Origin of the sequence: Paenibacillus glycanilyticus (assembly GCF_051200795.1) — a bacterium.
Taxonomy (GTDB): domain Bacteria; phylum Bacillota; class Bacilli; order Paenibacillales; family Paenibacillaceae; genus Pristimantibacillus; species Pristimantibacillus glycanilyticus.
The window spans coordinates 5,313,419-5,339,186 of sequence record NZ_CP195155.1 but is presented as its reverse complement, the minus strand read 5'-3'; the positions used below and the strand labels follow the sequence as shown (position 1 = coordinate 5,339,186).

Below are 25,768 nucleotides of genomic sequence, written 5' to 3'. Positions count from 1 at the left end.
TCCCTCGAAGTGATGGTATGAAGGGAATGAAATTAAATTGTGCGGTAGTGGTGGAATGGCAGACACGCTATCTTGAGGGGGTAGTGGGCGTACGCCCGTGGAGGTTCGAGTCCTCTCTACCGCACCATAACTTAAAAGTTCAATCCCTTACATCAGTAAGGGATTTTTTTGTGTTTTCTTTTTGAATTCGGATTTGTCTTTTGGTCTTTTGGAACAAGCGCGGCTATAATGAAAAGAATAAGCCATATATAATGGAATCTGCCGGGTGATAAGGAAAGTTCGAACGAGGAGTGATAAATCGCATGATTAAAGTGCTTGTCGTAGATGATGAAGTCAGTATCTCCAGCGCGATAGCTTATGCGCTGCAGCGTGAAGGATTTACGGTTGAGACAGCCGGTGACGGGCTGGAGGCGCTTGAAAAGGTTGCTGCCTTTAAGCCGGATGTTATGGTGCTTGATGTCATGATGCCCAAAATGAACGGCTACGAGGTATGCCGGAAGCTGGATGCGGGCAACAAACCTGCCATTATGCTGCTTACCGTTAAAAACGATATTGTAGATAAAGTACTTGGGCTTGAGCTTGGCGCCGATGATTACATGACTAAGCCGTTTGATATCCGGGAAGTGGTGGCCCGCGTGAAGGCTCTTCACAGAAGGCGCCAGATTGAAGCGCCGGAACAGGATCCGGATAAAGAGGGCAAATTGGAGCTTGGCGGCATCGTGATTGAATTGTTAAGCCGCACGGTCAGGGTTGACGGAGAAATCTGCGACCTTACGCCAAAGGAATTCGATTTACTGGCGCTGCTGGCAAAGCATCCGGACCGGGTATATTCCAGGGAAGCGCTGCTTGAGCAGGTGTGGGAGATGGATTTTGCCGGCGGTACCCGTACTGTGGACATCCATGTGCAAAGGCTTCGCAAGAAGCTTGGCGAATGGCAAGGACTCATACAAACCGTTTACGGTATCGGCTATAAAAGCACGAGGACAAACGGATGACCCGAGCTGCCGGTTCTCGGCATAAGATCAGGATTGGCTTAAAGGGTAAAATCACTGTTTTCCTCGCGCTGCTGCTCGCTTTTGTAGTGGTGCTGCTCAGCATGCTGGTGCTTGCGGGTATCCGGGAGGATCAGCAGAGGCGGATGGAGCAAAGCTTCTCCCAGCTGGCGAGCTCGGCAAATCTTCGCGTACGCGAGGAGTATTTGACCGGTGAACGTGTGTCGCCTGATGAATTTATGGAGCGTAACGGGCAGAGCCTGGCGGTAGATCTTGGCGGACAAAGCGGCATGGCGGTGACGTTGTACAGCGCTGACGGGCAATTCGCCGGGACATCGCTGCCGGTACAGCCGGTGACCGACGTGAAGGATGCGCTTGCTCATACCGCCCAAGGGCAGGAGGCCTATATTACGCTAGGCAATCAGGTGTTGTATCTGGCACCGCTTTATAATGCCGATCAATTTCTCGGCAGCGTACAGTTTCATGGCTCGCTCCAGGATCAGAAAATGTTTTACCGCCATATTCGCGATTTGTTTATCGGGACGGGGGCTGCCGTGCTTGCAGCTGGTCTCCTGCTTGGTTATTTGTACGTCTGGAGGCAAGCTTTTATCCTTGGCAAGCTGAATCAGGCAGCCAAGGATATTGGGGAAGGCCGGTATCTGGACAAGCCGCCCGTTCGCAGGCGGGATGAGATCGGCGAGCTTGCGGAAGGCATTTATGACATGAGCGGCAGTATCTCTTCTTATGTCGACGAATTAAACGAAGAGAAGCAGAAGCTGCTCACGGCAATCAAGCGGCTGCAGGAGCTGGAGCAGCAGCAAAAGCAGTTTATCGGCAATATCAGCCACGAGCTGAAAACGCCATTAACTTCTATTCTGGCATATTCGGATCTGCTTGGCATGTATAGCGATGACCCGGTTTTGCTGCAAAATGCCCGTACCCAGATCAGCAAGGAAGCGGAGCGGTTGTATGCGCTCATCGAGAAGGCGCTCCAGCTTTCTTCGATGGATATTTACGATTTCGAGACCAATGCCTCTCGGTTCCAGGTGAAGCCGCTGCTTGAGGAGGCGCTAAGCCGTCTGCAGATGAAGGCGGAAAAACAAAAGATCTCGCTTTCTTCCGAGTTAAAGGATGACCTCGTATGGGCGGATCAGGATAACCTCATGCATATGGTTACGAATTTGCTCAGCAACGCGATAAAGTATAACCGCCCCGGCGGATGGGTTCGGCTTGCCAATCATTCGGAAACGGAAGCCTCCGGCGAGCGGTGTGTCATAATCGAGGTCGTGGACAGCGGTATCGGCATCCCGGAAGAGTTTCAGAACCGGATCTTCGACCCGTTCTTTACCGTTAGCGACGACAGGTCCCGGGAAACCGGCGGTACAGGGCTAGGCTTAGCTTTGGTAAGGAGCTTGGCCGAGAAGCAGCACGGCACCGTCAAGCTGGCCGAATCAGGACCTAACGGCTCCCGATTCGTCATCTCTTTGCCTGGTGAGCCTATAGCCATAGAGCAGACGGAAGAGTAAACAACAAGCCTGGACATTGGATAGTCCGGGCTGCTTTTTATTTTGGGCATTCTAATAAAAAGTTGTTACAACTTGGATACAATTCAGATATGTTTTCGACATAGAGGCCTTCTATACTTATGGAAACTGGTAAGAATCCGGGGGGATAACGATGAAACAGATCATGAAATTAGGCGCCGTGCTGTCGCTCGCAGCCGCACTTGCTGCGTGTTCCTCTATTCAAAGTGGTAATCCATCGAATAACAGCAATAATTCAAATAAACATGGGGAATTAACGGTTGTCAAAAACCCAGAGAAGAAACCAACCCAGGAAGTTATGGTAGAGCGGATTCATCGCTTTGAGGGTGCAAGCATGGATAAATGGCTGTCCGATGATCAGGTGCAGCTTGTGTACACCAAGCTTGTCAAGCAGGCTACGGCTACGGAAGAAGCAAAATTTGAATACCATACCGCAAGCGTTGATTTAAGCAACAACGAGCAGAAATCGGCTGAAGAACCGGTGAAGAACATTCAATCAATCCAGAAGGAACAGCAGTCTCCCGACGGCAAGTATGTATTCATTCAGCAGTGGAAGGATAAATATACGGCACGCAATTTTATCAAGGAAATGAGCACCGGGACGATGACCGAAATCAAGGGAAGCAATTACTTGGAGAACGGCGGCTGGCTGAACGATACGACGTATGTTCTGGCCGCGGGCTCGATGAACGGGCTTGGCGATATCCGCCAGATTACCGTTGACGGAAACGTAACGCTTCTGAAGCTGGATGACCCGGCACTTGGGGATCAGCCGTTTGTGAATTTCGGAGTCGGCCAAGGCCGCATCTATTACACGGATGATAACCACACCTTAAAGCAATTTACACCTGACGATCCGAAACCAGCCGAACTGGTTAAACATGCGATAACATTCCAAGTATCGCCGGACGGCAAGCATCTCGCGGTCGAAATCCAGAAGCAAGCCGGGAAGGTGGGCAGCGAGCTTCGTATTTTCAACTCGAACGGAAGCGCGGAAGGGCTCTCCATTGCGAAGGGCGATTTGATTCCGTATTTCGCTTGGTCCCCGGATTCCTCCAAGCTGGCGGCCGCGTTGTATACCGAGAACCAGAGCGGAATGAACGGCGTTTATATTTTCGACTCGGCAACGGGCAAGGTTTCGCCGATTGGCCCAAGCTATTTTCCACAATATCCGTTAAGCTGGAATCCATCGGGTACGCGGCTTGGCGTGACGGTCGCCGATAAGGAAAGCATGCCCGTGACGCACATTATTGATTTTCAATGAGAATATCCATGAGCAATCCGGATCAGGCGATCCGGATTTTTTTGTGCCCATTTGCTTGGATGAAAGGTTATGAAGGAGAGCGCGGATGAAATTTGTTTACAGGTTCGTTACAAGCCCGAAATTTTTTGGAGATATCAACGCTCTATACTGAAGTCAGTAAGGAGCTTCAAACAAAAAGAAACAGGTTATAAAAAGACAGAGAAAAAAGGTTAGAAGTTCGGAAATAAAAAACAAATTCAAATTCAAAGGAGATAATTAAAATGAACAAAAACATGAAAAGAACCGTCGCAACCATGATGATCGCGGGTATGACGGTATCCGGAGCAGCTGGCGTATACGCCGGCACAAGCATGGAAAAAATCAGCGCGTTCCTGAACCACAGCATCGGCTTTAAAATTAACGGCAGCACTTATATTCCAAAAGACGAGAACGGCAAAACGCTTGCGCCAATTACTTATCATGACACCACTTACCTTCCGGTTCGCGCGCTTTCGAACGCATTGAACACGCCGATCCAATACGACAGCAAAACGAACACGATATACATCGGTACAAGCACAACCGATCAATGGGTCTTGGCAAACTACACGGCGGCACAGCTCGATGAGATCAAGAAAACATTCGCCGGCTTTGAAGGGTTCGAAACGGCTTACGCTCCGCAGATCCTGATCAAAGGCGACGCTTTGCAAAAAGTAGCGGCAACGAATGACGGCGTAAACCTTACCTTCAAAAACATGACGGTAAACGTATCGCCGCGCGATTACTCTTTCGAATACGACGGTACGAACGTAACGCTGTCCAATGGCGCTAAGGCAAAATGGTACAACGTAAACGGCACGGACATGCTGACCGTAAAAGTGGATGACCGTTACGTAACGGTTAGCTCGCCAAGCAAAGCCTTGAGCAAAGCGCAAGCGGAAAAAGTAGCGGCTGCCGTAACTAGCATTGGCGCCGTGCAATCCGATATGACATCTGTATCGTACACGGCCGCTCAACTGGATGAAATGAAAAAAGCATTCGCCGTCTTTGCCGGCTTCGAAGCACCATACGCGCCGCAACTGACAGTTAAAGGCGATGCTCTGCAAAAAATCGGTACGACCGCCGAGGATGGCGTAGACCTGTTCTTCAAAAATATGACGGTAAACGTATCGCCGCGCGATTACTCCTTCGAATACGACGGCACGAACGTAACGCTGTCTAACGGAGCGAAAGCAAAATGGTACAACGTAAACGGCACAGACATGCTGACCGTGAAAGTAGATGACCGTTACGTAACGGTTAGCTCGCCAAACAAAACGTTGACCAAAGCGCAAGCGGAAAAAGTAGCGGTTAGCGTAGCTAAAGTTGGCGCTGCCCAAACCGAACTGGCAACCGTAACGTATACGGAGGCTCAAACGAAAGCCATTAAAGACGAATTTGCGAAATTCGACGGCTTTACGGCGGCTTATGTCCCAACAAAAATGGCGAAAGACGACGCGTTCCAAAAAGTAGCGGGCGGAGATTCCGTCAACTTCTGGTTCAAGCACATGAACGTTCAAATCTCGCCGCGCGACTACTCGGTTGGTTATGACAGCACAGCTGTGACGCTGCCTAACGGGGTAAAAGCAAAATGGTTTACGCCAAGCAGCACGCCTATGCTGAGCTTCCAAATCGACGACCGTTACGTAACTATCAGCTCAGCTGATAATAGTCTGAGTAAGGCTCAAATCGAGCAAATCGCAACAGGCGTAGCGAAACTGAAATAAGCTTTTCTTTCTGCATTCCCCGCGCGGCTTCCCAGCTGTGCGGGGATTTTTTTGTCCCCAAAGTATCGGTACGGCTTGGACAGAAAGGTTTACAGCTTCGTTACAAGCTCGAAATGGTTTCGAGATAACGCGAATCTATACTGAAGTCTGTAAGGAGCTTCAAACAAAAAACAAATTCAACCTTAAAGGAGATTATAAAGATGAACAAAAGCATGAAAAGAACAGTCGCAACGATGATGATCGCAGGCATGACGGTATCGGGAGCAGCCGGCGCGTTCGCCGGAACAAACATGGAGAAGATCAATGCGTTCCTGAACCACGGCATCGGCTTCAAAATCAACGGCAGCACGTATATTCCTAAGGATGAGAACGGCAATAAGCTTTCGCCAATCACGTATCATGACACGACTTATTTGCCGGTTCGCGCATTGTCCAACGCGCTGAATACGCCAATCCAATACGACAGCAAAACAAACACCATCTATATCGGCACAAGCACAACGGATCAATGGGTATTGACGAATTACACGGCTGCCCAGCTTGATCAGATCGTAAAAGCATTTGCCGGTTTTGACGGCTTCGAAGAGGCATACGCTCCGCAAATGATGATCAAAGGCGATGCTCTTCAAAAGGTAGCGGCAACAAGCGACGGCGTGAACCTGCTTTTCGCCAATATGACCGTCAACGTATCGCCGCGCGACTACTCGCATGACTACGACGGTACAAATGTAACGCTGTCTAACGGCGCGACAGCTAAATGGTACAACGTAAGCGGCCAAGACTCGCTGACTGTTAAAGTAGACGGCCGATACGTAACGGTCAGCTCGCCAAACGGGAAGCTGAACAAATCCCAGGTAGAAAAAGCGGCGGCAAGCGTAACGAAGGTAGGCGTTGCTCAATCCGATCTGGTAAAGGTTTTGTATACGGCAGCACAGCTCGATGAGCTCAAGAAAGCATTTGCCGGCTTTGCCGGCTTCGAAGCCGCTTATGCCCCGCAAATGATGGTTAAAGGCGATGTTCTGAAGAAAACCGCAGCAACCGAGGACGGCGTAAACATCATTTTCGAGAATATGACGGTAAACGTGTCGCCGCGTGATTACTCCTCCAAATACGAAGGCACAAAGGTAACGCTGTCTAACGGCGCAACAGCGAAATGGTACACATTAAACGGTACAGATATGCTGACGCTGAAAGTAGATGACCGTTACGTTACTTTAAGTTCGCCAAACGCTAATCTGACTCATGCACGCTTGGAAAAAGTAGCCGTTACCGTTGCCAAAGTAGGCGCTGTCCAATCCGATCTGGCAAAGGTAACGTATACGACCGCTCAAGCAAACGCGATTAAGGACGAGTTTGCGAAGTTCGAAGGCTATACAACAGCGTACGCTCCAACTTTAATGACGAAAAACGATGCCTTCCAAAAAGTAACGGGCGGAGATTCTGTTACCTTCTTGTTCAAGCACATGAATGTTCAAATCTCGCCGCGCGATTACTCGGTTGGTTACGACAGCACGGCCGTTACGCTGGCAAACGGCGTGAAAGCAAAATGGTTTACGTCTAGCAAAACCGCTAAGCTGAGCTTCCAAATCGACGACCGTTACATTACCATCAGCTCGGCGGATAACAGCCTGACTAAGGCTCAAATCGAGCAGATCGCAACAGGCGTAGCGAAATTGAAATAAGCGTTCCGATCTGGCTCCCCGAACGGCTTCCATCGCCGCGCGGGGAGTTTTTTTGTGGTTCATGCAAAAGGTTTGCAGGTTTGTTACAATGCCGAAACGCGATGGAGATAACACCTCTCTATACTGAAATCAATCAAGAGCTTCGAGCAATCGCAAGCCATTCATCTATAGGGGGGAACTATCCGTGAAATTGAAAGGAATTGCCGCGCTGCTCGCCATTGCCTTTATCATTGCATGGCCGATGCCAAAAAATGAGCTCGAGGCGGCTACGAATAAACCGGCGCATTATAAGAATAAAGTTATTGTCCTCATGTATCATCATATTGATGCAACGGAGAGCGGGGCAACGATATCACCGAGCCGTTTCGGCACGCAAATGAAGATCTTGAAGGATAACGGCTACCATGTCATCAGCATCGAGCAGTTCGCGGACTTCATGCACGGCAAAGGCAAGGTACCCGATAATGCCGTTGTTATCACTTTTGACGACGGATATGAGAGCTTTGACCAATACGCCGTTCCTATTATGAAAAAATACAATTTTACCGCAGCCCATTTCATCATTGGCGCAAGCAGCGACAAGCAGAACGTACACACCAAGCATATGACCTGGGAAACCATGCGCAAGCTTAAAGCGGAAGGCTTCAGCTTCTACAGCCATACGTATAACCAACATGATTATGCCCCGCTTGATGAAAAGGGTCATAAAACCGGACCAAAGCTGAGCAATCCGATTTATCTGCCTGACAAAGGCCGGGTAGAGACGAAAGCGGAATATAAAGCCCGCATAGAAGCCGATGCACGGCTGGAGGAGAAGCGGCTGAAGGAGGAGCTGGGCAATACGCATCAGTTTATCGCTTTCCCGTATGGCGTGTTTAACAAGACGGCTAAGCAGATTGAGAAAAACGCGGGCGTCACTTTATTTTTCACCACGCACCCCGGCATTAACAAGCCAGGATCCGATGAGGTATTCCGCCTCAATGCAGGAACACCAACGCTGACGGGCAGCAAATTTCTGGGGATGCTGAAGAGATACGGTTAAGACTGTATAATAAAGGAGGAATCTATTGCAGATCATTGGAGAACTGGGAGGGCTTATTCGTGAAATTAGTCAATTTCAAGGAAAAGGCGGCAGCTTCTGCTTACCGTTTGGGCGTACGTTCGGATAAAGGCATCCTTGATGCCGGCCATGTCACCTTAAACGACTTATTGCAGGGCGGAGAGGCGGAATTAAGCAAGCTCCGGCAATACGTTGAAGAATCCAAGGAACGGCAAGAACGTTTTGTGGATGAGTCGGAGATTGTTTTTGGACCATCCGTGCCGGAGCCGGGGAAAATCATTTGTATCGGACTTAATTACAGGAAGCATGCGGAAGAGACGAATATGCCGCTGCCGGAATACCCTATTCTGTTCAGCAAATTCAGTAACGCGCTTGCCGCGCATGGCGAAGATGTACCGCTGCCTCGGTCGACGCAAAAGGTTGATTACGAAGCAGAGCTTGCGATCGTCATTGGACAAACGGCGAAAAACGTATCGGTTGACGAAGCGCTCGATTACGTATTTGGTTACAGTGCGTCAAACGATCTGTCAGCCCGGGATCTTCAGACCCGGACAAGCCAGTGGCTGGCTGGCAAGTCCTGCGATAAATTCGCTCCGGTAGGTCCCTACCTCGTATCCAAGGATGAAGTAGGCGATCCCAATGCTTTGCGGATCAGCTGCACGGTAAACGGAGAGGTCCGGCAGGACTCGAATACATCGGATATGATTTTTAACTGCAAGGAAATCGTCAGCTATATTTCGCAATGCATGACGTTATCACCCGGAGACATTATTCTGACCGGCACGCCGGAAGGCGTCGTGATGGGTTATCCGCCGGAGAAGCAGGTGTATCTCCAAGACGGAGATGTCGTCACGATCGAAATCGAAAAGCTAGGCGCGCTAACGAACCGCATGGTTGCGGAAGCTTAAAATGTGTCATCCGTAAAAAAGAAAGCCGTCTTGGCCTGAGGTTCAGGCTAAGACGGCTTTCCGCGCATCAGCTTGCTTAATTTCTCCTCCGTATCGCTGTCCGGAGCAGGGGTGTAAATGCTGCAGCGAAGATCCGAGCCGCCCTGCAGCTGCAAGGACGTCAGATGGAAGAGCATCTTCCCCGCTTTGGCATGCCGGAATTCCAGCACAACCTCCGGCGCCGTCCGTACCTCGCTATGCTCCCATAGCTCCTGAAAGTCCGGATGCAGCCCCGTCATTTCCTTCAGAAATTGATCATACCAGTTATCCTCTACGTATTGGCCGTAATAAGCCCGGAAGATCGACAGAAATCCACTTGCGAACTGCTTCCAGTTGACGGCTAGTCGGCGCAGCTCTTTCCGCGTGAACAAGAGGCGAATCATATTCCGCTCCTGCTCGGGGATCTGGGCAAAGTCTACAAAGACATGGGCGGCTGCTTCGTTCCAGCCGACAATCTGACAGCGGCGGTCCGAGATGATGGACGGGCATTGCCTAAGCTCCTGCAGGATTTTGCGCAAGGGCGGGCTAACCGCATCCGACGAGTAAGCGGGCATTTCGGCCGTGATGGACGGACCGGCTCCAGGCTCAATCGCTAGACCGTACAAATAATTGCGTTCGTCGTGAGTCAGACGCAAGGCGGACGCAATCGCATCCAGCACATTTGGCGAAGCTTGAATATCCCGGCCTTGCTCCAGCCAGGTATACCAGGTCGTGCTTACGCCGGCAAGCGCCGCGACCTCTTCGCGTCTGAGGCCGGGCGTTCTTCTCCGGCTGCCAGGGGGAAAACCAACCTCCTCGGGCGTGAGCTTAGCCCGTTGGTTTTTCAGAAAGCTTGAAAGCGCGGTGAGCCGTGTTTTGTTATTCATATTGAGCAGTACCTCCAAATGGTGATCCTGTTACTCATTATACTAGGATAAACGACAACTTGTAATAGGATACTTCATGTGGCAACATGATTTAATATCAGGTACTAATTTTGAGGTGTGAACATACATTAAGCGAATGCTTACGAGGCAAGAATCATCATGAATAGCGAACACCGCAATTCGGGTGATAATTCTTTTTAGGAGCTGATCTCTATGGAACGAGTAGTGGTTACGGGAATGGGCGTTATTTCGCCGCTTGGACAATCGGTTGATGAAATGTGGTCCCGGATGAAGCGGGGAGAGTCGGGTATATCCAGCATAGATGCTTTCGATACGGCAAGACTGAAAACGAAATTCGCGGGAACCGTTAAGGATTTTGATCCGGAAGCGTTGTTTGGCCGCAAGGATGCAAGGAAAATGGACCGGTTCGTGCAATTCGCCGTTGCCGCCGCGGATCAGGCGATAACGGATTCCGGACTTAAGCTGGATGAGGCGGATCGCGATCGCGTCGGTGTATATGTCGGTTCGGGGATTGGCGGATTAAGCACGCTGATGGAGCAGGACGAAATTTTGCGTACCCGCGGTCCCGAACGCGTAAGCCCGATGCTGGTGCCTATGATGATCGCCAATATGGCGGCAGCTTCAATCAGTATCAGGTACCAATTAACAGGACCTACGCTTGCTCCGGTTACGGCCTGCTCCATTGGAAATACCGCCATTGGCGAAGCGATGCGGCTTATCCGCCTCGGTATAGCGGATGTGGTTATCGCGGGCGGCGCAGAGGCAACGGTTAATGAACTGTCGCTTGCCAGCTTTGGCAACGCGCAGGCTATATCTTCCCGCAACGAGGAGCCAACAAAGGCCAGCCGGCCTTTCGACCAGAGCCGTGACGGATTCGTCATGTCGGAGGGAGCGGGTATCGTCGTGCTTGAGTCTCTGACTCATGCGAAGATGCGGGAGGCTCGGATTTACGGCGAGGTATTGGGTTACGGGGCAAGCTCGGATGCTTATCACATCGTTGCCACCCATCCGGAAGGAACCGGGGCGTACACCGCTATGAGGACAGCCCTTGCGGATGCGGGAATCCGTCCGGATGAAGTGGATATCATAAGCGCGCATGCCACAAGCACGGGGCTTGGGGACCGCTCGGAAGGTCAGGCCATAACCCGTTTGTTCGGCGAAGGGGAAAGCCGGATTGCGGTAACGGCGAACAAGTCGATGCTGGGCCATATGCTGGGAGCGGCAGGCGGCGTTGAAGCGATTGCCCTTATTCAGAGCTTGCGCGAAGGGATCGTGCCGCCAACCATCAACTTGGAACAGCTTGATCCGGAATGCGGACTGACGAATGTTCCTGCGACAGCCCAGCCTGCTCCGCTTCGCATCGGGCTTTCCAATTCATTCGGCTTCGGCGGACATAACGCCGTTATCGTGCTCAGCCGTTTCGAGGGCTGACGAATAGCCGTAACGGGCTAACGATTTCTGCGCCGCTTCGCGCATCCGGAATTTCATATAGGGATGATCCGTTACACGGACACGCAGACCGAGAAACCGGAGCTTGGACAGCACGTATTCCGTCTCGTCGCCAAGAAAGGTCAGCTTGATCGTATAAGTATCGGATAACTCATCGTATTGAACCTGCTTGTCAAAGCAAGAGAAAGCATACAAAATCCGGGATAATTCTTTGTTATAATCCGGAATAATCTCAATCGTGGCGTGCTGCATGCGCTTTTCCAGCTGCTGGGCTAGCGTTGCAGCCGCCTGATTGAAAAATTCCCCGCTTACCGGCATTTCTTCCACGCTATGAATACTCCGCAGTCTCGTTGTCATCAGGGAGCGCGTTCTCCTGTTGTACCAGAGCAAATACCATTCGCGCTTTACCATCGAATACTCCAGTTTATACGGAACGCCGGTTTGGCTGGGAAGAAGGAAGCCGTCCTTCCGCGTATGGCGCAGCTGCATGCCCGATTTCTTCACAATCATCTGCCTAAGCGTTCTCAGCAGCGGGTGGTAGAGAGAGGGAACTGCGCTGCCTGCTTTTTCAACAATAATGGACCGCAGCGAATCGTTGCGTTCATCCGAGCCGCCAAGGCATTGCCGGAGTTTATCCAGCGTATCCGTCGATAGGGCAGCCGCCGCCTCCGGATGCTCCAGCATCATCAGAAGCCAGCGGCGTTCCTGAGCCGTAACCGCAAGGGCGCCATGCTCTTCAAGCTGTGCCATCATCCGGTAATTGAATATTTTTTCGAACAGGTTCATAGTATTCCGCCAGCTCCTTCCATTCCTTGATAAACTCCCGCCTTAAAGACACGGGCTCAAGCACTTCGCAGCTAGATCCAAAGCTGCGCAGCCAAGGCTTGATCTCCTGCGTGCCGTTCACCGTAATCTCGAACAGGAATGAAGCTTCATCTTCCTCCATGATAACGCCCCATTGCCCCTGAAGCTGCACCCGGTCTTTAATAAAGTTTCTTTTTGCGCCTTCCGGATTAAAAAATCTGACCTTTACCGTGACAGGTCTGCCCAAATCGACAAGCCAGCTGAAGCTGGTATTGCGCTCTAATGCTGCCAGCTTTGCCGCATGCTCGTCTTCCGTTACAACTCCGCTTTCCACAAGCTGCGTGATGCCTTCCATCCGAAAAATCGCGACTTGGGACCGGCCCGAGCTATAGCCAAGCAAATACCATCTTCCGTATTGATGATCGTAAGCGACCTTAAGCGGCAGCATCTCGATGAGACGGCCTTCGGATGGCTTGACGAACATCGGATTCGTGTTTTTGGAATGATAGCTTTGGTTCGATTTGGGCGTGAAGTAGTGGAAGCTTAGCTTCCGTCTGGACTCAATCGCCTGCATGATCGTGTATAGATGCGCTTCGTCCAGAATACGCGAATGATAATGGTATTTGTATAAGAAGAGGTCGCTGGCACCGTCCGGCAGCTGCCGCCGCTTCATCGCTTTTTTCAAGCTGTCGCGCAGCAGATAACCCTGGACGGAAGGAACCTGCGTATTCGCCATCACGTCCACAAAAGCATACAGATCCGACAGCTCCTCGTCGGAGAGCATGCTTACGAAATCATTGTGGGCCGTATATTTCTGCGGTCTTCCGCCCGGAAGCCGGCGGATGACGCCGGCCTGCTCCAAATACTTGAGATCGGAGCGGATCGTTTTCTCGTCCGGCAGCGCCAGCTCCTCCGGCATTCCTTCGCAGCATAGATCAAGCAGCTCCAGCGGTGTCAGCGCTTGCTCCTGAAGGGAAGCGATAAGCAGAGATAAGCGGTAGCTTTCGGATTCCTTGAGCGATTTGGAGCGGAACAGGAAGAGCAGCAGGGGGTCCGCCGATTCGTAATAGCTTGTTCGCAGCATATCCGTCATTGCTTTGTTATGCTCGTCGGCTTGCTGGACGGATCCGGCAATGTCCTTGAGGCGCCGGATGGTCTTGTCGAAGGTATGTACGGAGATGCCAAGCCGATCGGCGAATTGCTGCCGGCTATAGGCGCCGCTTGTCAGCACGAGCATCCTCAGAAACTGGATTTCTTTATCGAAGCTTTCTTTTGCCACGGTTCATAAGCCCCTTTCATTGTCGAAGAGGTAGTTGCCTTTATTGTAACTTGGGCCGGTAAAAGAGGATAGGTGGCAATTTATTTTATGGCAGGTACTTCATGCGGCGTACGTTGGATTTGATCAGGGTCTGATCCCGTTTATTTGAAGTGCCGCCGCGGCCAACGTTGTACAAATTGCAGCATAATCGTGTGATCTAAATCCATAATATCCTGCACGGTATGCAGGATATCAGAGAAAATGAGCTCAAATCGCCCCTTATCGGCGCAGTATCCTGCAATCTGTGCAATATAATGCGTTCGTCGTCGCTCAAATGGGCGAATATACTGTATTTCGTGCAACGTTACCTGACTAACTGAACAGGACTTTTTTTGTTTCGCCATACTTTTACCATGTTCCGGAAACGGGAAGTCGAAGATAATGAGGATGTAAAGCAACGGCCGGGCCGAACCGGGCAGGGATTTCGGTAGGATTCCCGCAGTGCCGGTACAGTCTTTGTACGCGGTATGCTGTCGGACTTGGTACGTACTTTACTAATTATTGCGGAGGTTCGAATCCTCCATCGTCCTCACGGAGACGATCATGGTAGAGCGATACTCGACTTTCACTCGAGATCAATCAAATTCAAAAGCAACAAGTTGCTTTGGGAAAATGCTCAGCAGGCTTATACAGCTGCACCGTACGCCGCAGCTCTGCAGTCCGCGGATACCGGACGGGAAGAAGCCTGCGCGAAAGGCCGCTGCCAAATGCACCGCAGGCAGACCGGGAGCAAGAAGAGTCTGCTGCGCTGCCGGAGGAGCAGGCCGGTTGGCAGGTATGATGCCGTTCTTAAGCGGGTCTCCGCCGCGGGTACGGGAACATTTTCGCCAAACAACGCTAAATTAAAGGAGGTTATATACCTATGACTACATATATAAACAAAATTACGATTCAAAACGATCAACGCGGGCTGCTGTTTAAGGACGGAAGTTATGCAAGGCTGCTGGGACCTGGCAAACACCGCTTTCCATTGTTCTCGAAAACGACGGTAACCGTCATGGATATCACCAAGCCGTTTATGGTGCCGGGCAAGGAACTTGCCTTGTTCCTGCATGACGACAAGCTGCTTGAGGAGCTACATGTCGTTGACGTTGCCGATGACGAATACGTGCTTCACTACGAGGACGGCAGATGCGGCAGCGTGTTAAAAGCCGGCAAGCATGCGTACTGGAAATCGGCCATCAAGCATACGTTCAACCGATTAAGCACGCGGAGCCTCGAGCTGCCTGCTTCCTTAAACGCCGCTGACCTGATGAAGCTGAACGGCTTGTACCACACGTTTGAAGTTGCCGGCCACGAGAAGGGCTTCCTGTTCTACGATAACATGCTGCAGCGCGAGCTTGGTCCGGGCAAATACCGGTTCTGGCGCACGCCGGTTTCGGTTGTCATGCAGACGATGGATATGCGCCGGCAGCAGCTCGACCTGATCGGGCAGGAAATGATGACGGAGGATAAAGTGACGCTTCGCCTTAATTTCGTCAGCCAATACGTACTTCATAATCCATTGAAGGCACTGCAGATCAAGGGCTTTGAAGAGCAGCTCTACATCCAGCTTCAATTAATTTTGCGGGAATACGTAGGGACGATGAAGCTGGATGAGCTGCTTCGCACGAAGCAGGAGATTGGGGCTTTTGTACTCGAACGATTGGCGGCACGGAGCGGGGAGTATGGAGTATCGTTCCTGAACGCCGGCGTGAAGGATATCATTTTGCCGGGCGAAGTGAAAGACATCATGAACACCGTGCTTCTGGCCGAGAAAAAAGCGCAAGCTAACCTCATCACCCGCCGGGAAGAGACGGCTTCCACGAGAAGCCTTCTAAATACGGCAAAGCTGATGGACGAGAACGCCACGCTGTACCGTTTGAAGGAGCTTGAGTTCCTGGAAAAAATTTGCGATAACGTCGGCAGCGTATCGCTCACGGGCGGCGGCAATCTGGTCGAGCAGTTAAACCAGCTGCTTGGCGGCAAACGTTCAGGATAGGGAGGCGCGAACAGGATGAATGAGCAATACCGGTTGAAGATAGAAGCCGAGCTGGCGCGTATGGAAGCGGAAGAAAATATCCGCATCCTGTACGCCTGCGAGTCCGGATCCAGAGCTTGGGGCTTCCCGTCGAAGGACAGCGATTACGATGTCCGCTTCCTGTACGTGCGGCCGGTGGAATGGTATCTGTCGATCCGCGAGCGCCGGGACGTGATTGAACGCCCGATCAGCGAGATGCTGGACATTAACGGCTGGGATCTCCGCAAAGCGCTGGCGCTGTTTAATAAGTCCAACCCTCCCCTGCTGGAGTGGCTGCAATCGCCAATGAAGTACAGGGAGCCTTATTCCACCGCCGAGCGTATCCGCACCTTGTCAGGCGCTACTTTTTCGCCTAAGTCCTGCATGTATCATTATCTTCATATGGCCAAGGGCAACTACCGCGAATATTTGCAGGGTGAGACAGTACGGGCGAAAAAATATTTTTACGTACTCCGTCCCTTGCTGGCTTGCGGCTGGATTGAGAAATATAACGCGATGCCGCCGATGCTCTTCGAGGAGCTTGTTGAGGATTTAATTCCTGCCGATAGTGCGCTCTATGGCATTATTGAACGCCTTCTAGTCCGGAAACGCGCGGGAGAAGAGCTTCGTACGGAACCCCGCATCGGGCAGCTCAATGATTATTTGGAGGAGCAGATCGCTTATTTCGAACAGACGGCTAAAGATTTGAACACGGCGGAAGGTCTGAAGGGCGAACAGCTGGACCAACTCTTTCGGGATGCCCTGCTGGAGGCATGGGGAACAGTAAGTGTATAATGGTGGCAGAGAAGGAGGGAAGCCGGATGCCAAGGGAAGTTCGGGTCAGCGAGCTCGCTGCGCTTAAGGAAATCGCAGAGATGCTCAATACGACCAACGATATGGATCAGATGCTCAGCGATGTGCTTGCGAAGCTGCTTGAAGTAACGGATTTTACGACGGGATGGATTTTCCTGATCGATGACGATATTCCAGGAAATACTTGCGCGGCCCATCATAACCTGCCTCCCGCCTTAACCGCCGGCAATTACGCGCTTATGTGCGGAGAGGACTGCTGGTGCGTGGAGCGCTACCGCCAGCGCAAGCTTACCCATGCCGTTAATATTATTGAATGCAAACGCATTACGTATGCGGTAAGCCATCAGCTTGGGGACACGGAAGGCATTACCCATCATGCAACCGTCCCTCTTAAAGCCGGCAAGGACCGGTTCGGGCTGCTGAATGTCGCGCAGGCAGGCAAGGAGCATTTCAGCGAGGAGGAGCTTGCGCTTCTGCAGGCTGTTGCTCTGCAGATCGGAACGGCGATTAACCGGATTCGCCTGTACCAGACGCAAGAGCGCAATGCGATGCTGTACGCCAAGCTGGGCGATGTCATCCAGCGTATTAACGGCGTTCAGGACGTTAATCAGCTGCCTATCAAGGCCGTTCAATATATCGGAGACGAATTCGGGTGGCCGAATGTCTCCTTATTGATGTATGACGGACAGCAGCTATCGCTTCGGGCTTTGTATTCCGACGGGAAAGTAATGAAGGAATGGCAGACGCTTGCGGTTGAAGCTGCCGGTCCGATTGAGGCCGCGCTCCGGGATAATCGGATTGTTATCGAGTCTTCCTGCATGGAAGGCAATGAATTGGATTCGGTTGGCATTCCTCCGTTCCGGTCGGCGGCGGCAATTCCGCTTCGCGTGCGCAACCGGACGATTGGCGTCATATTTATCAGCAGTCCGGATCAGCGGCAATTCGACGACCTGAACGAGGACTTTATGTATTCGCTGGGGGATCATTTTACCTTATGCGTGGAAAATCTCCGCATTTACGAGCACCGGAGCGAGCTGGCCCGGATGGAGGAACGGAACCGGATGGCGCGAGACCTTCATGATTCCGTCGTGCAAAAGGTCTTCTCCTTGTCCTTCCTGGCCAAAGGGGCGGAGAACGTCCTTGCCGGGCGCGATCCCGTCGTACAGCGTTCGCTTAGCGAGATTCAGCAGCTGTCGCAGGAGGCGCTGAAGGAGATGCGAACGCTGATCTGGCAGCTGCATCCGGCGGGTCTCGAGAACGGACTGCTGCCGGCGCTTAAGCAATACGGGCAAGGCCTCAACCTGACGATCTATGACCGGACGGACGGGGTGCAGGAGCTGCCGCGCGCGATTGAGGAAGCGTTCTGGCGGATTGGCCAGGAGGCCTTGAACAATGTCCGGAAGCATTCCGGCAGGCAGACGGCCTATATCCGGCTTAACAAACAGCAGGACGGGGCAGCCGTTCTGGAGGTAAGGGACGAAGGTACAGGCTTTCAGGTTGACCGGAAAAAAGGCCGCCAGACCATGGGGATGCGCTCCATGAGGGAGCGGGCGGAGACGCTTGGCGGTTCGTTGTCGATTACGAGCGGACGGGGCAAACCAACCATTGTCCGAGCGACGATTCCGCTTGAATCGGTACAGGCGCATTGCATGGAAGAGAAGGGAAGCAGCGGTGACTACTTAATATGAAAATCAAAATTTTACTCGCGGACGATCATCAGATTGTTTTAAAAGGAATATCGTTTTTTCTTGCGATGCAGCCGGATTTCGAATTGGTCGGAGAGGCTCATAACGGCAAGGAAGCGGTCGAGAAGGCCGGCGAGCTTCAGCCGGATATCGTCCTGATGGATTTGAATATGCCGATCATGGACGGAATCGAAGCCAGCGCCTTGATCAAGGAGCAGCATCCGCATATCAAAGTTCTGGTGTTGACCAGCTTTGCCGATCAGAGCCATATCGTCCCCGCCCTGCAAACAGGGGCTATAGGCTACATGCTGAAGGATGTGGAACCGGATCAGCTTGCCGAGGCTATCCGAAGCGCCTTTAAGGGAAATATACAGCTGCATCCGGATATTTCGCGTGCCTTGTTAAGCCGCACGGAACCGGAGCCAAGACCGGAGCCGGTTATCCAGCATTCGAGTAAAGACAAGTCGCTGGAAGCTTTGACGCCAAGGGAGCTTGAAGTGCTGGAGCTGCTGACAAAAGGACTGAGCAATAAAGATATTGCCCAGACGCTGATCGTAGCCGAAAAAACGGTAAAGACGCATGTCAGCAGCATTTTAAGCAAGCTGGATTTATCGGACCGCACGCAGGCCGCCCTGTTTGCGGCGCCGCTCTTTCAGAATAAGGGGCAGATGGCTTAAGCGGGTCTCAGCCTATAGTCGTAAGACCAGTCCCGCTTCATTTTTCCGCCTATTAGCCGATGTTGGAGAAAGTAAAACTCTATAAAATAAAGACAGTTACAAAAAGTTACTACACATTATTTTATGGAGGGAATTAAAAAGATGAGTACTGTACTGTTCGTAAAAGCAAATGACCGTGGAGATATCGCTGTCAGCGTAAAGCTGTATGACGCGTTCCTCGCTAGCTATAAAGCAAATCACCCGCAAGACACTGTAATTGAGCTGGATCTGTTCAAAGAGGAGCTTCCTTACCTGAACGCGAACCTGATCAACGGCGGCTTCAAAGCGGCTCAAGGTCTTGAACTGACTCCGGAAGAGCAAACAGCCGTAAGCATTGCGGACAAATACCTGGATCAATTTATCGCTGCCGATAAAGTGGTATTCGGCTTCCCGCTGTGGAACTTCACGATTCCGGCTGTTCTGCACACTTACATTGACTATCTGAACCGTGCAGGCAAAACATTCAAATATACAGCTGAAGGCCCTGTTGGTCTGCAAGGCGACAAAAAAGTGGCATTGCTGAACGCACGCGGCGGCGTATATTCCGAAGGTCCATTCGCGGCAGCGGAAATGTCCCTGAACTATGTGAAAAACATTATGGGCTTCTTCGGCGTAACAAACTTCGAGACGGTTATCGTTGAAGGCCACAACCAATTCAGCGACAGAGCGGAATCGATTATTGCCGAAGGCGTTGCAACAGCTGAGAAAGTGGCAGCTAGCTTCTAATTTCAGTCTTGTCTTGAATAGCTTGTTGATTTGAATAAGCATAACGTCCCGCATGTTCCTTTGATAAAAGGGAATATGTGGGATTTTTACGTCTAAATGCGACAAATTTTGACAGATCCCCGGCGCGGTATTACAATAAATATAGGACTTTAGACACATCTAGATGATAGCGGCGGAGAGGGTAGCGGATGAACAAAGAGTTTTTTGCGGAAATGAGAAAAATCAGCCACGAGGACGAAATGAGATCCAAGCTGCTGCTTCATGGCGTAAAAAGGATACTCGAGGAGAAGCAAGAGAAGCGAAAGCGGGGCTTGCTTGGTCTTTTAAGAAGAAAAACGAACCACTTGTAAAAAACGCACATACATATATGGAGTCAGGCCTATTGGCCTGGCTTATTTTTTTATCCTTCGGCACACAAACCTTTTGAGCCTCTTCTTAGTATAAATGTAACGATACGGAAGATTAGCTGCAAAGGAGTGAGGCGCATGTTCGAGACGATACTAGTCGATATGATTCCTGCCGGCCGAAATAATCGTCCAGGCACTCCGATTAACGGCCCTTATTTTATTACCGTGCATGATACGGCGAATCCGGGAAAAGGCGCGAATGCGCTTATGCACGCAAAATATTTGAAAGGCGAGGCTGCCGAGGCCTTGCCGGTATCCTGGCATTTTACCGTCGACGATACGCGGGTTGTTCAGCATTTGCCGATTACGGAGCATGGCTGGCATGCGGGTGACGGAAGCCGCGGAGAGGGGAACCTTAGCGCCATCGGCATTGAAATTTGCGAAAACGAGGATGGCAATCGCGCGGAAGCCGAGGCTCGTGCCTCAAGGCTGGTGGGGGATCTGCTGTATAAGCTGAAGCTTCCGATCGTAGCCGTTGTCCAGCATAACCACTGGAGCGGGAAAAACTGCCCGCATATTATACGGGCCAGGAAGAACGGCTGGGAGAACTTTCTTGACGGAGTCCGGAATCAGCTGAATGCTCACTTGGGGAAGGATGATGTACCGATGACGGAAGCGGAAAGAAAGCAGTTCGAAGCGTTGGTGAACCGTGTAGCGGAGCTTGAGGCCCAGCATGACATGAAGGTTCCTTCCTGGGCAAAGCCTGCGGTAGACCGGGCTATTGAGCTGGGGCTTATCGATGCCCCCGCGGACGGAAGCTCCCGCGATTTCTTTAGACTCCTGACGATCATGTACCGCAGAGGCTTATTGAAGGATTAATAATTTGCAAAGCCGGTTATTGACCGAGTAACCGCGAGTAACCCCTGGCCGGAAGCGGCCAGGGGTTACTGTTTTCTGCCTTATGAAGTTTTACGGGCATGGAGCTTGCGGCTCTTTTGCTTGAGCTTCGACGTAACCGCGGGTTTTAACTCCAACCGTTTAATGAGCTCCTCTTGCGTGAACGGCTTTTCCCTGCCCCATTGGATGACCTTGACCATGTAGGGGCTTTCGGGATTTTTCATATGGTAGAAACCGGGTATGCGCATAACCCTTGATAAGTTGGTGATCATCGGATCGGAATCGAAGGTTTGGGCTAGCGCTTTTTGAATAGGAACGAATTTGTTTATGTTTCCGTCTTGCATGATCCAATAGATGTGATAACCGTTTTTCGTTTCGACGATCATCGTATCCTTGATTTGCTCCCCGTGTTTGTTCAAGAATTGTTTTTTTAACTCGGCTACTCTTTGTCTTGTCCGCTGGGCTAAAAGCTGATATTGGCCGTTTTTATTTTGCGTGAGCGTAATGGATTGAAGCTGTTCCGAAGGGTCGGAGAGAATAGCGTCGATCTTTTGCTGGATTTGTTCCTTAGTTTTGCAGCGCGCTGAGATTTTGTTTAAGTCTACATCGATGAACTGTGCCCTGATCGCGTTAAACGGGCTGTCCTTCTCCGATTCCCGGCCGTTTATCTCCACGAATACGGCATAGCCTTTCTTGTTAAGCCACAATACGTTTACTAGCTTGTTTCTCCTTGAAAAGAGCTTGATTCGGGGGGCCAGCTTTTCCAGGGATCGAAAAGGTTTACGCAAGGTTATTGCGGGAAGCTCGGTAGCAAAGCTATGACCCCGGTTTTTGCCTTTGGAGTCGGAGACCAATAAGAAATGCAATTGATCGTTCGGCTTGCAGCCGAGTTTTTCAAGAAACCGGTATGCGTGACCGGAATATAGCTGAACGGGTGCGGAACCTTTCGCCCGGCGTTGCGTCATTCAACACATCTCCTTGTAAGCTCTCGTAACCTGGGAGGTTCGTATCTAAACAATCATATTCCTATAAGAGGCTATTCGTGTGGATAGGCCATACCCATTTTTTGAGCTCTTAAAAATAAAAGCCGCCGTGGAATCAGGCGGCTTATAATTATCCCTTTACAAGAACCGGGTGAGAGCGCGGAGAGAGAGCTTGAGGCTGAGGAGCGTAAGCGTCCGCCTTTGTTTTTTGAATCTCAACCACTACAGTCAAATACAGGAGATTCAAAAACAACAGCGGCCGAAGGCGCAAGCTCTCGCGTAGTGTCAGCGCAATCGCTTGCGCCTAGCCCAAGCTTTCTCGCAGTGCGACCTTAAAAATAAAAGCCGCCGTGGAATGAGGCGGCTAATTATAATCCCTTTTCAAGAACCGGGTGTGAGCGCGGAGAGAGAGCTTGAGGCTGAGGAGCGTGAGCGTCCGCCTTTGTTTTTGAATCTCGACACCTACAGTCAAATTCAGGAGATTCAAAAACAACAGCGGCCGAAGCCCAAGCTTTCTCGTAGTGCGACTCTACGGTTAAATACGGTTCAACCAGAGTCAAGCTGTACTCCAAGTCACAGCTCAACCTCATTCAGAAGCACAAGAGAAGCCACAGCATCTCTCCGCGCCACCACCCGGTTCGCCCTTCACAACAACCACAGTTAAATGAACGCCATTATTGGCTCATTAGAATCAAGCGCTTTCACAATGGCCCGTGCTAGAATGGAGAAAGAGATTCCTTATTTCATCAAGCATGGAGAGGGTGTAATCATGGTACGTATTGGTATCGTTGGATTAGGAAACATGGGAACGGGGCATGCCCGTTATTTGATTACAGGCGGCGTTAAAGGCGCAGAATTGACAGCAGTATCCGACGTTCGTCCGGAGCGTCTGGCGGAGGTAAAAGCAGAGTGGGGCGAGCATATTCAAGGGTTTTTGAGCCCGCAGGAAATGTTCGAATCGGGCACGGTTGACGGCGTAATTATCTGTACGCCGCATTACGATCACCCGGAGCAGGCAATCGCTGCTTTAAACGCAGGACTTCATGTATTGATTGAAAAACCAGCAGGCGTCTATACTCGTACCGTACGGGAGATGAACGAAGCTGCCGCGAAGAGCGATAAAGTATTCGGCATCATGTACAACCAGCGTACGAATCCGTTGTACGCGAAGCTGAGAGAGCTTATTGCTTCCGGCGAGCTGGGCGAGATTCGCCGCACGAACTGGATTATTACGGACTGGTACCGTTCGCAAAGCTACTATAACTCCGGCGGCTGGCGCGCGACTTGGGCCGGCGAAGGCGGCGGCGTTCTGATTAACCAGGATCCGCATCAGCTGGACCTGTGGCAGTGGACAACGGGCCTTATGCCCAAACGCGTCCGCGCATTTTGCCAGTTCGGCAAGCACCGCGACATCGAAGTCGAGAACGACGTTACCGCTTATGTCGAATACGAGAACGGCGCTACGGGCGTATTCGTAACTTCGACGTTTGAATCGCCGGGTACGAACCGCTTTGAGATTTCGGGCGACCGCGGCAAAATCGTGATCGAAGACAACAAGCTGACCTTCCATCGCCTGCGCGTATTGGAATCCGAATTCAACGAGACTTACACAGGCGGCTTTGGCCAGCCGGAATGCTGGAAATTCGAAATTCCGATTACCGGCAGCGGCGGCAGCCATCAGGAAATTACGCAAAACTGGGCGGATGCCATCAATAAGGGAACTGCTCTTATCGCGCCGGGCGAAGAAGGCATCAAAGGCCTCATGATCTCGAACGCGATGCTGCTGTCCACTTGGACGGATAATTGGGTTGACCTGCCGATTGACGAGGATCTGTTCTATGACAAGCTTCAGGAGCAAATCGCCAAATCCGATTCGAAGAAAAACGCGAACGAATACCATACGCTGGATGTTACCGGCACGCACTAATCAGGAGGCTTAACAATGTCGAAAGCAAACGGAATGAATTACGCGCCGCAAGGAAAGCCGCGTCCAGTCGTTTCGCAAGGCGAGTTTATCTTTGCCGCGATGTCGCTTGACCATGGACACATATACGGAATGTGCAACGGCCTCCGCGAAGCGGGCGGCACTTTGAAATGGGTATACGATCCGGATCCCGCCAAGGTAGAAGTATTCTGCCGCGCTTATCCGGAAGTGCAAATTGCTCTTTCGCAGGAGCAAATTCTTCAGGATCCGGAAGTGCAGCTGGTTGCGGCGGCAGCCGTAACGAACGAGCGCGGGCCGCTTGGCGTGAAGGTTATGCAGCATGGCAAGCATTATTTTACCGACAAGGCTCCGTTCACAACGCTGGATCAATTGGCCGATGCCAAGAAGACCGCTTCCGAGACGGGCAAAAAATATTCGGTTTATTACAGCGAGCGCCTTCACGTAGAAAGTGCGGAATTCGCGGGGCAGCTTATTAAAGACGGCGCGATTGGCCGCGTTCTGCAGGTGATCGGCTTAGGGCCGCACCGCCTGAACGCGCATATGCGCCCGGAGTGGTTTTTCCAAAAGGAGAAATACGGCGGCATCCTTTGCGATATCGGCAGCCATCAGATCGAACAGTTCCTGTATTACACTGGCGCTAAGGATGCTAAAGTACAAAGCAGCAAGGTAGCTAACTATAATAACAAGCAGTATCCGGAGCTGGAGGATTACGGGGATGCTACTCTTATCGGCGATAACGGGGCAACCAACTACTTCCGCGTCGACTGGTTCACGCCTGACGGCCTGTCTACATGGGGAGACGGCAGAACGATGATTCTTGGCACAAACGGATACATTGAGCTCCGCAAATATGTGGACATCGCAAGAAGCAATACGGGTGATCATCTATTTCTCGTGAACGGCGAAGGCGAGCATAAAATCGAAGTGAAGGATCAAGTCGGCTTCCCTTACTTTGGCGCACTAATCCTTGATATCTTGAACGGCACGGATCTCGCGATGCCGCAGGAGCATACCTTTAAGGCGGCCGAGCTATGCCTCGAAGCGCAGAGACAAGCAGTTAAAGTCGAATAGAACAACTAAAAGCGAAAGAAGGATTCCGATATGAAGCTGTCCATCTTTACAGTAGCAACGCCGGAGCTATCTCCCGAGAAACTGGTACGCGTAGCAAGCGAGGCCGGCATCGACGGCATTGAATGGCGTTACAAGGAAGCTCCCGAGAATGCGTCCGAGCAAAAGCCGTCCTTCTGGGGCAATAACCTCTGCACGCTGCTTCCTTCCGGCGGCGAAGAAATGGCGGATCAATTCCGCGAAGCCGCGGCTGCGCATGGCTTAAGCTCGATTAGTGTAACGCCTTATTTGACGGCAGGCGATCTGGAGGCAACGGAGGATGTACTCCGTAAAGCAAAGCGTGTAGGGGCGCAATTTATTCGCCTTGGCGTTCCGGGTTACGATCGTTCCCGTCCATTCGGCGAGCTGTTCGCCTTGGCGCGTCAATATTTGAAGGATGCGGAAGGCTTATGCCGCCAATACGGCATTAAAGGCCTTGTAGAAACTCACCATCAGACAATCGCACCAAGCGCATCGGCCGCTTACCGCCTTGTCGAAGGCCTTGACCCATCATTTATCGGCGTATTGTACGATCCGGGCAATATGGTGCATGAAGGCTTTGAGAACTACCGGATGGGGATGGAGATTCTTGGTCCTTACCTCGCCCATGTCCATGTAAAGAACGCTGCCTTCGCAACGGACGGCACGGCTGAAGACGGAAGCGTGAAGTGGAAGTCGGAATGGAGCGGCGTCAAGGAAGGCGTTGTGCCTTGGAAGCAGGTTATTGCCGACTTGAAAGCGGTAGGTTACGACGGTTATCTCGGCGTTGAGGATTTCAGCGGACAATTCCCTGAGACTCAGCAAATGTTGAAGCATTTTGTTCAATATATGCGTGAGCTGCTGCAAGCCGAGGCTTAA

General features: G+C 51.4%; 23 protein-coding genes and 1 tRNA gene. 20 read left to right on the top strand and 4 right to left on the bottom strand.

What is annotated here, in order from left to right; translation table 11 throughout:
- Nucleotides 1-41: 41 nt before the first annotated feature.
- The 8 genes from ACR9FF_RS24075 (at nt 42) to ACR9FF_RS24040 (ending at nt 9,195) form a co-directional block, all read left to right on the top strand.
- A tRNA-Leu gene (locus tag ACR9FF_RS24075) sits at nt 42-127 on the top strand.
- 175 nt (nt 128-302) lie between these two features.
- The gene (locus ACR9FF_RS24070) at nt 303-995 is read left to right on the top strand and encodes a response regulator transcription factor (RefSeq protein WP_127495641.1); all 693 of its coding nucleotides are present in this window, start codon (nt 303-305) and stop codon (nt 993-995) included.
- On the top strand, nt 992-2,518 hold the full coding sequence (locus tag ACR9FF_RS24065; protein ID WP_435165572.1) for a HAMP domain-containing sensor histidine kinase: 1,527 nt from the start codon (nt 992-994) through the stop codon (nt 2,516-2,518). The genes ACR9FF_RS24070 and ACR9FF_RS24065 overlap by 4 nt, the downstream gene beginning before the upstream one ends.
- A 151-nt stretch (nt 2,519-2,669) precedes the next feature.
- Nucleotides 2,670-3,800, top strand: a complete 1,131-nt coding sequence (locus tag ACR9FF_RS24060; RefSeq protein WP_435165569.1) for a TolB family protein — start codon at nt 2,670-2,672, stop codon at nt 3,798-3,800.
- Nucleotides 3,801-4,060: 260 nt separating this feature from the next.
- Nucleotides 4,061-5,545, top strand: coding sequence for a hypothetical protein (locus ACR9FF_RS24055; RefSeq protein WP_435165566.1), 1,485 nt, complete (start codon nt 4,061-4,063; stop codon nt 5,543-5,545).
- Between the two features lie 200 nt (nt 5,546-5,745).
- Nucleotides 5,746-7,227, top strand: coding sequence for a hypothetical protein (locus ACR9FF_RS24050; RefSeq protein ID WP_435165564.1), 1,482 nt, complete (start codon nt 5,746-5,748; stop codon nt 7,225-7,227).
- A gap of 184 nt (nt 7,228-7,411) precedes the next feature.
- The gene (locus tag ACR9FF_RS24045; protein ID WP_435165561.1) at nt 7,412-8,269 is read left to right on the top strand and encodes a polysaccharide deacetylase family protein; all 858 of its coding nucleotides are present in this window, start codon (nt 7,412-7,414) and stop codon (nt 8,267-8,269) included.
- A gap of 59 nt (nt 8,270-8,328) precedes the next feature.
- Complete coding sequence (locus ACR9FF_RS24040; RefSeq protein WP_248761693.1) at nt 8,329-9,195, top strand: fumarylacetoacetate hydrolase family protein; 867 nt, start codon at nt 8,329-8,331, stop codon at nt 9,193-9,195.
- A 47-nt stretch (nt 9,196-9,242) separates the two neighbouring features.
- Here ACR9FF_RS24040 and ACR9FF_RS24035 read toward each other — a convergent pair whose 3' ends face one another.
- On the bottom strand, nt 9,243-10,100 hold the full coding sequence (locus ACR9FF_RS24035; protein WP_201007925.1) for a helix-turn-helix transcriptional regulator: 858 nt from the start codon (nt 10,098-10,100) through the stop codon (nt 9,243-9,245).
- 213 nt (nt 10,101-10,313) lie between these two features.
- On the opposite strand from ACR9FF_RS24035, the gene fabF reads away from it, so the two are divergent.
- Complete coding sequence (gene fabF, locus ACR9FF_RS24030; protein WP_435165556.1) at nt 10,314-11,552, top strand: beta-ketoacyl-ACP synthase II; 1,239 nt, start codon at nt 10,314-10,316, stop codon at nt 11,550-11,552.
- Here fabF and ACR9FF_RS24025 read toward each other — a convergent pair.
- A complete protein-coding gene (locus ACR9FF_RS24025; protein ID WP_435165553.1) occupies nt 11,496-12,356 on the bottom strand; it encodes a WYL domain-containing protein in 861 nt (286 codons plus the stop codon). The genes fabF and ACR9FF_RS24025 overlap by 57 nt on opposite strands.
- Nucleotides 12,307-13,653 carry a helix-turn-helix transcriptional regulator gene (locus ACR9FF_RS24020; protein WP_435165550.1) on the bottom strand — a complete coding sequence of 449 codons (1,347 nt, stop codon included), beginning with the start codon at nt 13,651-13,653 and terminating at the stop codon, nt 12,307-12,309. Before ACR9FF_RS24020 ends, ACR9FF_RS24025 begins: the two co-directional genes overlap by 50 nt.
- Before the next feature lie 643 nt (nt 13,654-14,296).
- On the opposite strand from ACR9FF_RS24020, the gene ACR9FF_RS24015 reads away from it, so the two are divergent.
- From ACR9FF_RS24015 to ACR9FF_RS23980, 8 genes are all read left to right on the top strand, one after another.
- Nucleotides 14,297-14,473 carry a hypothetical protein gene (locus ACR9FF_RS24015; protein ID WP_435165547.1) on the top strand — a complete coding sequence of 59 codons (177 nt, stop codon included), beginning with the start codon at nt 14,297-14,299 and terminating at the stop codon, nt 14,471-14,473.
- An 81-nt stretch (nt 14,474-14,554) separates the two neighbouring features.
- A complete protein-coding gene (locus ACR9FF_RS24010; RefSeq protein WP_435165544.1) occupies nt 14,555-15,673 on the top strand; it encodes a slipin family protein in 1,119 nt (372 codons plus the stop codon).
- A 15-nt stretch (nt 15,674-15,688) separates the two neighbouring features.
- Complete coding sequence (locus ACR9FF_RS24005; protein WP_201007931.1) at nt 15,689-16,486, top strand: nucleotidyltransferase domain-containing protein; 798 nt, start codon at nt 15,689-15,691, stop codon at nt 16,484-16,486.
- A 26-nt stretch (nt 16,487-16,512) separates the two neighbouring features.
- Nucleotides 16,513-18,192 (top strand): GAF domain-containing sensor histidine kinase, encoded by a 1,680-nt coding sequence (locus ACR9FF_RS24000; protein ID WP_317979792.1) that lies wholly within the window; start codon nt 16,513-16,515, stop codon nt 18,190-18,192.
- Entirely contained in the window at nt 18,189-18,866 is a 678-nt protein-coding gene (locus ACR9FF_RS23995; RefSeq protein WP_435165539.1) for a response regulator, read from the top strand. The genes ACR9FF_RS24000 and ACR9FF_RS23995 overlap by 4 nt, the downstream gene beginning before the upstream one ends.
- Before the next feature lie 141 nt (nt 18,867-19,007).
- The gene (locus ACR9FF_RS23990; RefSeq protein WP_127495626.1) at nt 19,008-19,631 is read left to right on the top strand and encodes an FMN-dependent NADH-azoreductase; all 624 of its coding nucleotides are present in this window, start codon (nt 19,008-19,010) and stop codon (nt 19,629-19,631) included.
- A gap of 188 nt (nt 19,632-19,819) precedes the next feature.
- Complete coding sequence (locus tag ACR9FF_RS23985; RefSeq protein ID WP_164775493.1) at nt 19,820-19,981, top strand: hypothetical protein; 162 nt, start codon at nt 19,820-19,822, stop codon at nt 19,979-19,981.
- A gap of 135 nt (nt 19,982-20,116) precedes the next feature.
- Entirely contained in the window at nt 20,117-20,857 is a 741-nt protein-coding gene (locus tag ACR9FF_RS23980; protein WP_435165535.1) for a peptidoglycan recognition protein family protein, read from the top strand.
- An 80-nt stretch (nt 20,858-20,937) separates the two neighbouring features.
- Here ACR9FF_RS23980 and ACR9FF_RS23975 read toward each other — a convergent pair whose 3' ends face one another.
- Nucleotides 20,938-21,840, bottom strand: a complete 903-nt coding sequence (locus ACR9FF_RS23975; protein ID WP_435165532.1) for a DNA-primase RepB domain-containing protein — start codon at nt 21,838-21,840, stop codon at nt 20,938-20,940.
- 787 nt (nt 21,841-22,627) lie between these two features.
- Here ACR9FF_RS23975 and ACR9FF_RS23970 point away from each other — a divergent pair.
- Genes ACR9FF_RS23970 through ACR9FF_RS23960 form a run of 3 tightly spaced genes read left to right on the top strand, consistent with a single transcriptional unit; the run spans nt 22,628 to nt 25,768 of the window.
- Nucleotides 22,628-23,785, top strand: coding sequence for a Gfo/Idh/MocA family protein (locus ACR9FF_RS23970; protein ID WP_127495623.1), 1,158 nt, complete (start codon nt 22,628-22,630; stop codon nt 23,783-23,785).
- A 15-nt stretch (nt 23,786-23,800) separates the two neighbouring features.
- Nucleotides 23,801-24,874, top strand: a complete 1,074-nt coding sequence (locus ACR9FF_RS23965) for a Gfo/Idh/MocA family protein (RefSeq protein WP_127495622.1) — start codon at nt 23,801-23,803, stop codon at nt 24,872-24,874.
- A 30-nt stretch (nt 24,875-24,904) separates the two neighbouring features.
- A complete protein-coding gene (locus tag ACR9FF_RS23960; RefSeq protein WP_435165527.1) occupies nt 24,905-25,768 on the top strand; it encodes a sugar phosphate isomerase/epimerase family protein in 864 nt (287 codons plus the stop codon).

Coding starts and splice junctions, on each gene's coding strand:
- ACR9FF_RS24070 (WP_127495641.1), top strand. CDS start 303: ATGATTAAAGTGCTTGTCGTAGATGATGAAGTCAGTATCTCCAGCGCG.
- ACR9FF_RS24050 (WP_435165564.1), top strand. CDS start 5,746: ATGAACAAAAGCATGAAAAGAACAGTCGCAACGATGATGATCGCAGGC.
- ACR9FF_RS23970 (WP_127495623.1), top strand. CDS start 22,628: ATGGTACGTATTGGTATCGTTGGATTAGGAAACATGGGAACGGGGCAT.
- ACR9FF_RS24010 (WP_435165544.1), top strand. CDS start 14,555: ATGACTACATATATAAACAAAATTACGATTCAAAACGATCAACGCGGG.
- ACR9FF_RS23960 (WP_435165527.1), top strand. CDS start 24,905: ATGAAGCTGTCCATCTTTACAGTAGCAACGCCGGAGCTATCTCCCGAG.
- ACR9FF_RS23975 (WP_435165532.1), bottom strand. CDS start 21,840: ATGACGCAACGCCGGGCGAAAGGTTCCGCACCCGTTCAGCTATATTCC.
- ACR9FF_RS24000 (WP_317979792.1), top strand. CDS start 16,513: ATGCCAAGGGAAGTTCGGGTCAGCGAGCTCGCTGCGCTTAAGGAAATC.
- ACR9FF_RS24025 (WP_435165553.1), bottom strand. CDS start 12,356: ATGAACCTGTTCGAAAAAATATTCAATTACCGGATGATGGCACAGCTT.
- fabF (WP_435165556.1), top strand. CDS start 10,314: ATGGAACGAGTAGTGGTTACGGGAATGGGCGTTATTTCGCCGCTTGGA.
- ACR9FF_RS23965 (WP_127495622.1), top strand. CDS start 23,801: ATGTCGAAAGCAAACGGAATGAATTACGCGCCGCAAGGAAAGCCGCGT.
- ACR9FF_RS23990 (WP_127495626.1), top strand. CDS start 19,008: ATGAGTACTGTACTGTTCGTAAAAGCAAATGACCGTGGAGATATCGCT.
- ACR9FF_RS24065 (WP_435165572.1), top strand. CDS start 992: ATGACCCGAGCTGCCGGTTCTCGGCATAAGATCAGGATTGGCTTAAAG.
- ACR9FF_RS24060 (WP_435165569.1), top strand. CDS start 2,670: ATGAAACAGATCATGAAATTAGGCGCCGTGCTGTCGCTCGCAGCCGCA.
- ACR9FF_RS23980 (WP_435165535.1), top strand. CDS start 20,117: ATGTTCGAGACGATACTAGTCGATATGATTCCTGCCGGCCGAAATAAT.
- ACR9FF_RS23985 (WP_164775493.1), top strand. CDS start 19,820: ATGAACAAAGAGTTTTTTGCGGAAATGAGAAAAATCAGCCACGAGGAC.
- ACR9FF_RS23995 (WP_435165539.1), top strand. CDS start 18,189: ATGAAAATCAAAATTTTACTCGCGGACGATCATCAGATTGTTTTAAAA.
- ACR9FF_RS24035 (WP_201007925.1), bottom strand. CDS start 10,100: ATGAATAACAAAACACGGCTCACCGCGCTTTCAAGCTTTCTGAAAAAC.
- ACR9FF_RS24005 (WP_201007931.1), top strand. CDS start 15,689: ATGAATGAGCAATACCGGTTGAAGATAGAAGCCGAGCTGGCGCGTATG.
- ACR9FF_RS24055 (WP_435165566.1), top strand. CDS start 4,061: ATGAACAAAAACATGAAAAGAACCGTCGCAACCATGATGATCGCGGGT.